This is a genomic window from Gammaproteobacteria bacterium (assembly GCA_013697705.1).
In the GTDB taxonomy this organism is placed as follows: domain Bacteria; phylum Pseudomonadota; class Gammaproteobacteria; order UBA6002; family UBA6002; genus UBA6002.
On the sequence record JACCWJ010000033.1, the window covers coordinates 1 to 11,865 of the forward strand.

8 protein-coding genes are annotated in these 11,865 nt (G+C 35.6%); 3 read left to right on the top strand and 5 right to left on the bottom strand.

Going from position 1 to position 11,865, the window contains the following annotated elements; genetic code table 11:
• Positions 1-192 precede the first annotated feature (192 nt).
• A complete protein-coding gene (locus H0U71_07785) occupies positions 193-1,824 on the top strand; it encodes an F-box protein (protein ID MBA2654943.1) in 1,632 nt (543 codons plus the stop codon).
• Positions 1,825-2,062: 238 nt separating this feature from the next.
• On the opposite strand, the gene H0U71_07790 is transcribed toward H0U71_07785, so the two are convergent.
• The 3 genes from H0U71_07790 to H0U71_07800 all read right to left on the bottom strand — a co-directional run bounded on the left by H0U71_07790 (position 2,063) and on the right by H0U71_07800 (position 6,351).
• The gene (locus H0U71_07790) at positions 2,063-2,500 is read right to left on the bottom strand and encodes an effector binding domain-containing protein (protein MBA2654944.1); all 438 of its coding nucleotides are present in this window, start codon (positions 2,498-2,500) and stop codon (positions 2,063-2,065) included.
• A gap of 75 nt (positions 2,501-2,575) precedes the next feature.
• A complete protein-coding gene (locus H0U71_07795) occupies positions 2,576-3,430 on the bottom strand; it encodes an effector binding domain-containing protein (GenBank protein ID MBA2654945.1) in 855 nt (284 codons plus the stop codon).
• Positions 3,431-4,440: 1,010 nt separating this feature from the next.
• Entirely contained in the window at positions 4,441-6,351 is a 1,911-nt protein-coding gene (locus tag H0U71_07800; protein ID MBA2654946.1) for an ankyrin repeat domain-containing protein, read from the bottom strand.
• A 500-nt stretch (positions 6,352-6,851) separates the two neighbouring features.
• On the opposite strand from H0U71_07800, the gene H0U71_07805 reads away from it, so the two are divergent.
• On the top strand, positions 6,852-8,564 hold the full coding sequence (locus H0U71_07805) for a molecular chaperone HscC (GenBank protein ID MBA2654947.1): 1,713 nt from the start codon (positions 6,852-6,854) through the stop codon (positions 8,562-8,564).
• Between the two features lie 12 nt (positions 8,565-8,576).
• Positions 8,577-9,674, top strand: a complete 1,098-nt coding sequence (locus H0U71_07810; GenBank protein MBA2654948.1) for a J domain-containing protein — start codon at positions 8,577-8,579, stop codon at positions 9,672-9,674.
• Positions 9,675-9,713: 39 nt separating this feature from the next.
• Here H0U71_07810 and H0U71_07815 read toward each other — a convergent pair whose 3' ends face one another.
• Positions 9,714-10,181, bottom strand: coding sequence for a hypothetical protein (locus H0U71_07815; protein ID MBA2654949.1), 468 nt, complete (start codon positions 10,179-10,181; stop codon positions 9,714-9,716).
• 29 nt (positions 10,182-10,210) lie between these two features.
• Complete coding sequence (locus H0U71_07820) at positions 10,211-11,659, bottom strand: hypothetical protein (GenBank protein ID MBA2654950.1); 1,449 nt, start codon at positions 11,657-11,659, stop codon at positions 10,211-10,213.
• Positions 11,660-11,865: the final 206 nt, after the last annotated feature.

Below are 11,865 nucleotides of genomic sequence, written 5' to 3' on the forward strand. Positions count from 1 at the left end.
GGATCCAGCATCGGATTTGGATCCCGCGAATAAATCGCGGGACGACGGAGAGGGATGGGTTCCGGGACGATGGAAAGTCGAACCAATTTTTGTCCAGTACAAAGCCCATATAACACCCCTTAAAACATTTAATATTTTGTTAATATTTTTAGTTCAAACTGCTTTTTTATGTAAAAGAATGAAGGCAATATTATGTTAGATAAATCTATATCCACACCCTTTTTAATTATCAGCCATGATTCCAATAATCCTAATTATGTCTCCCTACTTATCCAGCTCTTACCTAAATTGAAAGAGCTTGGTTATATGCATTTATTTGAGCAATACCCTTTAGGGAACTCATTTACAGATCGCATGATCAATCTTGAGGTTCTCATAGAAACTGCTACCAATATAAAAGCCCTCGCTAAGGATTGCCAATACGACATCAAAAGTAATAGCGATCTAATGAGATTAGCTAAAATTGTATTTTCCGAGGATTACTCTAGTCCTTTATTCGACACCATGAAAGAAACCCTCAACAATTATGATGTAAGTGTGAAGCTTCAATCTTTTTTTCGAATATTAGCACAGCTCAGCATCAGCTATGAGGCAGCAGGATTGGAAATTGAAACCATAATAAAGGCCTACCTTAGTAACAAAACCTCGATGGTTCTAGTCGAATCATCTTTGATACCAGATTTACAAAAAGAATTGATCAAACGTTTTGGTGTGAAACAAGCTTGTTTACGTTTCTGTTTTTTTAATCTCACAGGTAATTCTTCTATCTTGAATAATAATAATACTTCCTTCCCCCTTGAAGTTACGAATATTTCCATATTGAATAAAACTCATAAAATAAAAGTGGCAACTATAATTAAAAAAATCACACAAATACAAGATAAAATAACATCCCAGACTATAATTACAAAGCCTGATTTAAGTTCTCAAGTAGATGTATTAAATAGTGAAGAAAACAACAATAATAATTTGGGCCAACTTTATGATGAAATTTTATTAGATATTCTAAGCAGAATGGTTGGAGCAAAAGATTACATTCATCTCAGCCAAGTGAACAAAAATCTTAACAGGATAATAAGAGATCCAAGCACCACATGGGGATTCTTCAAGCAAAATTACAACTTTCTTGTAAGTCATTATATCCTTTCACCTGATTTTTACACTGCCTCACATATCCGTGCAGGGAACAGGCTTATTTTTCAAGCAATGAAAATAATCAAGGCTAATGGTTACACTTCTGAAGCAGAGTTTTTATTTTTAAAAGCCATGTATAAACACGGTTCCTATCACGCCATGGAATTCATTCGACAGCTAGGTTCTCAGGGTGCCAGATGTCGATTGAATATTGATTTTGATAATTTAATTCCACGCTATCAAGAGAAGGCCGAAGATATTTTAATAAATGAGAGCAAGACCCGTTTCAAAACAGAACAAGAGCAGTCCGATTGTGCTGCCGTCATTACTACTCATCTAGAGATTCTTAACATTACGGTCAATACATTTATAAGCCTTTTCATGCGTATTTATAGAAGAGATAATGGTGTCTCTCCACAAAATATAGACGGTTTTAATATATCATTTATTAGAGAACGAAGAGCTGATTCAGAACCAGCAATGAAGAAAATGGAATCCCTTGAAGCAGAATATGAATTACAAGGTTTTATAGGAATGCGAGAACCGAAAGGTGCGGATAGCTGGTATTTACATACAGAAAGCCATGCAAAATTTGTAAAACTGGAAGAAGTGTTTCAAACACTATTCCAAGATTATATTGATACTAATTCCACTACAAAGGGTTACAACACGCCTGTAAGGCATTTTTAATTTGATTAAAGTTAAGGCGTAAATTTCATTACGCCTTAACTTTTTATTCTTGCCTGCTAAGAGATCCTCACTTAGTCATTGAAATTGCACATGATGGAGTCAGGTTTTCGATTTTACTATAATGCGATATCCAGCTTGCTTAGTGCGAGGGTATTCTACCAATACTAGACAACCATTTATTGATAGCTTAATGGAAAACACTACCAACGAGCTCTATGAAATACACATTTAATCTTAACTATTCATATCCAATATAAATAGTCACATCATTGTCTTTGTATTCTTCAAAATCAGCTCTGAAATTACGCTGACATAAAGTAGGATCTAGTGCCCAAATTGTTTTCCACGTCTCAATTATATCTTCTGGCGATTGGCTTTTAGATTTGTATACCTTGTAGTTTCCCGAAGGAATAGCGACCGCAGATAATCCCTTCGGAATATTACTAATACCTTTCACCGCATAACCAATCGTGATTCTATATTTACCCTTATACCCATCTTCATAATCAGAATATACAGCGAACACGCTAGAAGATAAAATCTCACTTAATGTACATTTGATCGAAATCTTTGAAAATTCGTCCCAAAGATTGCCAATTTTATTTTGATTTTTCGCTGCTTCGTTGGAAGTAATCATACTTAGTCCTACGACATTAAAATCATCTATTTTAGCCATAATTTTCCCCTGTATATTGAATAGTGAAATATTATATCGCATAGCCTACAGACAAACCTGATATTTTGTATCATGTTATCTCTGAGAAATCATCGGGATGTAAACATCAGTTTTATCTGAGTAATATATTTCAAAATCCAACCCCTTTTGTCGAGAACGTCCTGAGATAGGCATCCAACACCCATAAATATAACGCCAAGCATTTTCTAATTCACGTGCATTTCCCTGAACAGAAAATCGGGCATATTCTGTTGCTGGTAGTATATGATAGACATATTTTTCTTTTACTGCTGGGGTATTTTCAACTAAGAGCCCCACCGTGTAGTCAAATTCTTCTTCATCACTCATATCAGAATAAATTCCAAAAAGCTTTTTATTATCTATAACGTTAGGCATATAGAGGAGGAGCTTATCTTGAATTACTTTTTCAAAAAATATGGGGATATCATAGGTTTGTTGGCCGTTTTCTAGGGTGGTTCTGGTTTTCACCCCCCCGATTATTTGACTCGGAAGATATACAAAATCTAGCAATATATTTTCCGGTTGTTTAGGATGAATATTATATTGCAACTCTAATTTATTCATAATTTGAAATTCAGGTCTCTTCTTTCGAAATTCTCTAGGGGAAAGATGAAACATTTTTTTAAACGCCTTGTTAAAACTCTCAGGGCTATCAAATTGTGCTTCAAATGAAATATCAATAATACTTCTTTTTGTTGTAAGGAGCTGAATGCCAGCATTTGATAAACGTCGACGTCTAATATAGTTTTTTATAGTCAGACCAGTCATGAAATAAAATATTCGATGAAAGTGGGAGAGCGAACTGAATGCATGCTTTGAAACTGAAGATAGAGAAAATGTTTTGTCAAGGTTCGCTTCTATAAAATCAATCGCTTTATTTAAGCGTAAATAATATTCTGCTTTATTCATATACTCCTCCGCAACACCTGAATATCTCTTAAAAGCTTATCAGCGAGAATATTTTGCCACCACCAGGAAATCGTTCGCCATAGTCACAAATAAGCCACGCCCCTGTCAAATATTTGAATTTTAGTTTATCTACAGAGATCGTTATAAGCCCATCTTATCAAACTATTAAAATTGGAGGCAATTACATTAATTCCCACCTCTTAAGGAGATATGGCTTGCAAGGGATTTAATGTGTAGCAAGAAGGCTCAAACAAGCCATACCGCTATGGCTAGCGTTTTATGAGTCAACCTTTGAACCCTTGCCAAAAAAAATTAAATCACATCTGCTCGCAATGAGTCCAGCCACACTTGCATGTAAAGTCAGCAAAATAAAAACCAAAAGATATTGTTTATCGGGTACCAAGCCAGGTAGACTTTTAAAAAAATTCCAATAAAGACAGATCCCCGGGATGTGACACAACCTGGATTTATGGAAGCAGATACGAAGGAAAAGGTTTTTATGAAAGTTAGGTTATAAAGTCACATTCTTCTATCAAGATTTTGACAAGCTTGAAAAGATATCGATATCTAAAAGCCAGAGACTTACTATAGCGGCCGTGGGTTTTGTTGCTGTTAAGGGTCTAGCTAGGTTGGCTACAACCAACCTAAACACTAGTAGCCTTGATGAAATCAAGGTTTTTGTTGCAAGAATTCAAACACTTTGGGTTTCCTTGATTCCATTTCATTGCATCAAGGCTATAATTTCAGGTGCATTTTTTGTCGTATGCAAAGTTAAAATGCTGCGAATTAAGGATTTCTTCATAATTATTATTTAGAATAAAAAATCATGTAATCACATACGCGGAACAAAAAAATGGTTAAAGGTCATAGTAAAAAACAATACCCACAAGAATATGGGCAAAACCAGCAAATAAGTAAGCCAACAGTAATGGGAATGGTTTCCGACTGATCATTCTCATTCATAACATGTATGCGCCACTTTTTCTTGTGAAAAATCATTTAAATTCCGCTCAAAAAGGAGTTTTAAGATTAGCCGGGAATTGCATTAAATTGTGGTGTTCATCGATTTCGCTGTCACTGGCCAACCCCTTTCTAATTAATTTTTCAACCAACTTAAAAGGACTATCACTTCTCATTTCTTCATTGGGTTTGATCCAAAATGAACTTTCCTTACTACCAGCATACATCTCTTTAAATGCGTCACTAATTATTTTTGTGAACGCCTCCTGCGTAAAAATAGTATTATTATTTGAATCCTTAAACTGGTTAAGTTTAATCCAAATATGTCTAGCTACTTTTTTATGAGTAAAATCTTTTTTATAAAACTTTTGATCAGCATACCATTCAAAAAGTGCTATTGCTTTGTCCAGCGGATGGGCATTCAAAAGATGTTTTTTTTCTAATAAACTCTTTAGTTCTTTGATGGTCTTATAAACTTGGGGTGCCACATGTTGCAAGTAATCTGCTACATCTCTATGGGTAGTGTGATCAAGCGGGGTTCCCCTGCCGGGGACCACGGCGTTAATATCTGCCCCGTTTTCAACAAGATATTTCACCATCTCCAGCGAGTCATTCACTGCAGAGTGAAGAAGAGTGTAGTTATTGACTTTAACCGTAATGTTAATGTTGGCACCCTTTTCTATTAGGAATTTCACTACGTCTAGCTGCCCAGAGCGTAATCCGGAGTTTAATGCGCCATGAATCACTGCCGCATTCTGAAAGTTTGCGCCTTTATTAATAAGTAATTTAACTATATCTAAACGCCCGCTCCTAGCCGCCACATAAAGAGGGGTTGAAGGGGTTTCATCATTTCCACTATTAAGGTTGACGTCCGCGCCCATTCCAATAAGTAGTTTTCCCATCTCCCATTTTTCCTTCTGAAGAGCCCTAATAAGTGGAGTAGCACCGTTGCTATGTATGTTGATGGGAGCACCCTTTTCATGAAGAAATTTTACACACTCTAAATGGCCATTTTCCACAGCTAGACAAAGCGGAGTTATGGCATTTTTAGCAGAAGTATTGATATCTACGCCTTTTTCATGAAGAAATTTTACACAGTCCAAATGTCCATTTTGGGCTGCGGCATGGAGAACGGATAGATTATTTTTACTAAAGAGATTCATATCCGCGCCATTCGCAATAAGATATTTTACTTGTGACAAATACCCGTTTCTAGCCGCTATAAAAAGTGCGGTAAAGCCATTTTTTGTAAGAGGCTGATTAATATTTGGGTCTTTAGTTTTATATAATAGGGGAGGAAATTGCTCTTGCTGATTCAATATCACTGCTAAAATAAGCTCGAAATTTGCGGGATCCGCGGGTTCATAATCATGGCTACACAGCAGCAACTGAAGTTTTGCGATTTGCTCAGGGCCTTCAATATTTTTTGTTTCTTCAAAGGCAGCGTTCAATAAGGGTTGAGCGGGCGTTAATGCCCAGTTCAACACACACTTTTGCTGATAATTCTTTATATTCGTATCCAGCAATAGCTCTAAAAGGGTAGTTTGAGAGAAAATCGACGCATTTTCTTTTATGAAACTCGCAAAATCAAATTTATCTTCTTTTATACTGAGATAGAGTTCATGATAAACGCCCCACCTAGCATCCGATTTTTTGACAATAGTATTCTCTTCGTGAGTACGGTAATAAGATTTAACATAACTACTTTTAAACTGTTGATAATAAATATCTTCTGCTAAAACCTGACCTTGTTTTTCTTGGTAACTTAATTTGGTATGCTCTTCCGGATAATAAAGTTGTAACCTTTTTTTCCAGAGCCCTTTGTTTGAAGTTAGTTGCTGTAATTGGTTACTGCTAAGCAGGAGATGTCCGATGTCTCTAGCAGAGATTTTATCTAAAATTAGCATTAGTATGTCAACAGGCAACTGCTCTAAAATTGAGAATTCGTGTTGAAAATGCATATTTATCACCAATTAACCAATAATTACATATAATCTGCAATATTGCGGGAGCCAATACCCCAGCCTTAATCTATGATAATTTATTATAATTAACGATTTATTAACTGCCGAAAACTTAACCAATATCGTCTGCACACAAAATCTCAGATCGACAAAATTATGGGGTATGGAAGGTGGAAAAATTTGGGGACTTGCAGGATCAGAGTGTCTCAAAGGATCGGTTTCGAGCCATAGGATTAAAAGAAAAACAACGTTACGATTATTATTATACACCAGCATCAGATGGTCAGAATAATATCCCTATGCCATTCTGGTTTTGAATCCAAGAAAATATACATATACTACGGCTTAAGTTAGCGCCCCTAAGGGCCTTGATGAATTTATTTTTTATTTGCTGACATTTCACAATAGTATATACTCTTTTTCCTCCAAAACTTCGGGAAATCAAGTCTTTTCCCCATTATTTGTTTCATCGCAAACTAGCTACAAAGGGTTGAAAAATGATCGTTGGCATAGATTTAGGCACTACTAATAGCTTGATTGGATTTTGGGATTCAGGAGAGGTTAAGTTAATACCCAATGCTTTAGGTGAATTTCTCACACCTTCGGTTATTAGTTTTGATCGAGATAGTGAAACTATACTTATCGGAAAACCAGCTTTGTTCCGTGCTGTGACGGATACTGAAAGCACAATAGCTAATTTCAAACGTTTTATGGGATCCAGTAAAATATTTCAGCTAGGCAATTACGCATTACGAGCTGAAGAGCTAAGTTCCTTAGTCCTCAAGCAATTAAAAGAAGATGCCGAAAATTATTTAGGAACTTCAATAGAAGAGGCGGTAATTTCAGTCCCTGCTTATTTTAGTGATGCTCAACGCAAGGCCACTAAAAATGCCGGAAAATTAGCCGGCTTAAAAGTAGAGCGGCTTATAAATGAACCAACGGCAGCAGGCATTGCATATGGAATACAAGAAAGATTTGAAGAGACTAATTACTTAATTTTCGACTTAGGTGGTGGGACCTTTGATGTATCTATATTGAATATGTTCTCTGGAATTATTGAAGTGAGAGCAAGTGGTGGTGATAATGCACTAGGCGGAATAGATTTCACTGAAATATTAGCTGGCATGTTTTTTGAATATCATTTAGCCAGTAAAAAAATTAAAGAAAAAGAAATCACTGCTTCTTTTAAACAGAAAGTTTTTGAAGCGGCTGAGATTTGTAAGCTTAGACTGGGAATCACTTCTGAACCCAAAATGATAGTAAATTGGAAATCGAACAGCTATGAATTTACTTTTACAATTAAAGATTTTGAAAAAAAAGCTGAGCCTTTATTACAGCGAATAATAGAACCTGTCAAAAAAGTGTTAACTGATGCTAACTTAAGTCCGTCTACGATTGATCAAGTTGTTTTAGTAGGTGGAGCTAGTCGGATGCCTATCGTAAAGAATCTGGTCGGCAGGATGTTACGAAAATTTCCTTTAAGCCATATTGAACCAGATAAAGTTATTGCTCACGGCGCAGCAATCCAAGCGGGTTTAAAGAGTTGTGATAAAGCATTGGATGATATTGTAGTTACAGATGTTAGTCCCTATTCGTTAGGTGTGGCTGCTTATACGCAAAATCAATCACGAAGTGATGGCACTATTTATTTCGACCCTATAATAGAACGCAATACCATTGTGCCTACAAGTAGATCAAGGCAATACCATCCCATTGATTTAAATCAGCGAATTGTGGAAATCAAAATTTACCAAGGAGAAAGCTTTTACGTAGAGAAAAATATTTTATTAGGGGTGCTAAAAGTTGAAATCCCAAACGGTCTGAAAGATCGATCATTCGAGATAAGATTTACCTATGATATAAATGGCTTACTCGAAGTAGAAACTACATTTCTTGAAGTAAATTTTACCTCTCGTTTAATTATTGAAGGAAATCCGGGTACCTTAAGTGAAATTGAAATCCATGAAAGATTTCAACAACTTAAGGCATTAAAGCTTCACCCTAGAGAGCAGGCTGAAAATAAGTTGTTACTTAATCGAGCAGAGCACCTGTTTGAAGATTTGCAAGGAGAGAAACGTGTTACTCTGGGAAATTGGATGAAAATCTTTTTAGCGGCATTAGATACACAAGATCTCGCCCACATTGCCCGAACAAAGAAGGACTTTGAAAGCATCCTAAATACCTTAAATGCTGAAATTTGCCCAATTTAAAGTGAGAAAAATGTGAATATCTGGGACATATTAGGAGTTGAAGCTACTTATGACTTGGCTCTTATCAAAAAAGCCTATGCAAAAAAGCTGAAAGAAAATAAGCCGGAAACTAATCCGGAGGGTTTTCAACTACTCAGACATGCATACGAAATTGCTCAACAGTACGCTGCTGGCTCAAAGATAAGTGATGAAATCAAAATAGATAATGTTCAAACCACTATCAATCAAGAACCTCCAACATTAGAGGAGTATAGCAACAAACATACTGTCTCTGAATTAATTCATGACCTTTTAAATCTATACGAAAAAGACGAAGAACTAGCTGTTAATAAATTAAAATTTTACCATGAAAGTAGATATTTTGATGACTTTGTATTTGCTGATCACTTTCAAGAAATACTGGTTACCAACTTATTAGGCAGATCGATTCGAAAATATAATTTCGTATGTTACGCGATCGAAATATTTGATTGGGATAATGGAAATAAATTTCAAACAGTAAATAGTAGCTTCCGATTAGGATTAGCGAATCTTTTACACCGAATAAATCCCTACCGTCGCTTAAGAAATATATTTTTTCTTGCTAGTATCAAAACCAAAAAACAAGCGAAAGAACTCAAATTGAATTGGAATGATTGTTATGCCGCTAGAATAATGCTTCAACCTCACAGCAAGTTTAAATTTAGATTTATAAATATGTTTGTTGGTGATAAGAGAAATGCAATTTTCAACCTGGTGGATAGCACTATAACCACTTTTCCCGAAGTGATTGGAATGGGATTATCTATTTCTTCTTATGCTTGGTGGCATAAAAAATGGATAAAATTCAAAACAAAGAAAGGAGTTACATCCCCCTTTTTACAAATGGTAGGAGGTCTCATTGTCTTTTTACTTATCCTTTTTTGCTTTGCAAATTCATCATTCAATGAAATAGTCAGTAGTGAAGATCGTGTAAAGTTGCCACCAACAAATCAGTCATCTAAAACCGAAGGTTCTCCAAATAGGAGACAAAATCATTTCCGTAAACATGCATATACTCCCATGTGGGAGAAAGAAACAGAGCACGAGCTAATGCGCAATACAGGCATAGATTTTGAAAAGACTGGGTAGACTTGACCAGGGTCAAGTATACACCATCACATATTATTTTCACGGCCTAAATGATTGCACTATATCGTCATACTCAGCTTCAGCTCCTCTTCTCCACATATAACCACCTACCACGCTACCAACAGCAGCACCGACCGGGATTGTCACAAGTTCGGCGGGTGGAAATATTGCTCCGACTGTAGCGCCTATTTCAAGACCTATTTCACCACCCATCACAGCTCCAGTAATTCCGCCTGATACTCCTGATATGGTACGTGTTACATCTTTATTATCGACAGCTGAGGTAATAATTTCCTGTAAGCCTTCAACAAACATCATTGCAAAATTAGTTTTTGCAGCAGCTTCGAAAAGTATAGGAGATAATTTGTAAAACCCTTTTTGTAGCGCCAAACCAGTTTGTTGTAGTTCTTTTCTTACAAGCTCAAAGGATTCTCGATAGGTGATAACTCCATCTCTAGCTAAACTATTATAGAGTCCGATTCTGTATTGTTTATCATTCCAGAACATCAAAGACTCATTTCCTTTTACCAATTATGCTATGCCAGTTGGATACTACGCTGACAATTAAAATCGTATTCTAGTTGCTCTAATTCAAGACGGAATTCATCTCTTGGTTTTATTAATATTTCCTCAATAGTTTGTTTTAACTCTTTTATTTCTGTACTAATGCTCTGATTGACTACAAAACGATTGTAATAATTCGCATCACCCATAATTCCGATCAAGTCGTGGTTTACACGATCAATAAGCCTCTTTATGGAGTCCCTAATTTTTTGTACTTGACCATGAGATATAGAATTGGAATGTAATAGCTTTGGCAGTTCCTTGCCTAAGCCATTTAATTTAGAAATACATTGTTCATAAATTACCAACTCATCTTGATGATAGGCAGGTAAATCTTCAGGCTTAGCTACTTCGATTAAATTAATACCCCGGAACATTGCTAATGCCGTTTTTTGAGCACGAGCTAAGGATAGTATTTGAGTTTTAAGATATTCTTGTGTTTTTTCTTTTTTAATTTCGGCTAATATGTCTGAGGGACTCGAATTGGAATTGGGATTAGAAAACAAATTATTTCTGTATTTTCCACCAACTGGGTGTTTCTTTTGGAGTATTGAATGTTGATGTAATCCGAGTTTAAAGGCGCCGAACTCAAAAAAGCGTTGGCTCGATGTTAACTTCCGATCAGGAGACTCCTTTTTATTGCGAGCTAATAATAAAGCGGAATCAAATAGACGCTGACTACTTTCATCTAGCGTCATTAATTCTCCGTCGTCTAGGCAATCTTCATAAGTTTCTTCAAAGGTTTCAGCTACTGGAACTTGAGAATTTCGATAGGCCAAATACATTGTTTCAAATAATTGCGATCTTACTTCTACAAATAAAGGAGATTTATTAGTGATGGCAAGTGAAAATTCGCGCGCCAACTCATAAGCATCAATTCTTAAGGCTAATTGCGATAAATAAAAATAAATTTCATCTGAATTAGTATCCGAACTTTTTAATTTCGGTAAAAATGCAGTTAAATCCTCTATCGTATAACTGATATTGCAGACTTTTTCTAAAACTTGTATTTTTTTCAAAAGTGCAATCAATGCTTGGGAAGAAATAGCCTCACTTATTAGTTCTTTTAGAGCAATGTCGTACTTGTCAGTAATAATAGCAACCCTCATCGTTGTGAGCTTGTCTATTAATTCTAAAATGGATTCAGTTTCAAAAATGGTTTTAGGGTCTAAGTCATTATGACTTAAATTTATTGTTTTCAGAGTTTTTAGTTGAGGTAATTGTATGGTAATTTCTTTCCAATCTTCAACTGTCAGCTTGTTAAGACGATTATTAGATAGATCAAGAACTCTTAGACTGCATTTTGTCATAGCAGAAAATATAATAGTGATATGATTAGATTTTTGTTCGAGGGTTACCCCTAGCTTGCAAAAAGAGAGATTTAATTCTTGTAAATTAACTGGTAGAACAAATTTTGGCAAAAGATTATGCTCGTCTTGGCCTTCATATATGAAGGAATGAACCAAAGCATTGTTTCTAAGATCAAGTAATTGTAATTGATCGTAAGCGGTAATTCTTCAGCCTCTAGCCAATAATAATTTTTTGTCGATATTAAAGGGCAACAATAATTCAAGGTCATCATGCTCAGAGCAAAGCGGTAGTGTTTTTAAAACATATTTGAACCAAT

Excerpts from the sequence above, each read along its gene's own strand:
- H0U71_07785 (MBA2654943.1), top strand. The coding sequence starts at position 193 with ATGTTAGATAAATCTATATCCACACCCTTTTTAATTATCAGCCATGAT.
- H0U71_07795 (MBA2654945.1), bottom strand. The coding sequence starts at position 3,430 with ATGAATAAAGCAGAATATTATTTACGCTTAAATAAAGCGATTGATTTT.
- H0U71_07815 (MBA2654949.1), bottom strand. The coding sequence starts at position 10,181 with ATGTTCTGGAATGATAAACAATACAGAATCGGACTCTATAATAGTTTA.
- H0U71_07790 (MBA2654944.1), bottom strand. The coding sequence starts at position 2,500 with ATGGCTAAAATAGATGATTTTAATGTCGTAGGACTAAGTATGATTACT.
- H0U71_07805 (MBA2654947.1), top strand. The coding sequence starts at position 6,852 with ATGATCGTTGGCATAGATTTAGGCACTACTAATAGCTTGATTGGATTT.
- H0U71_07800 (MBA2654946.1), bottom strand. The coding sequence starts at position 6,351 with ATGCATTTTCAACACGAATTCTCAATTTTAGAGCAGTTGCCTGTTGAC.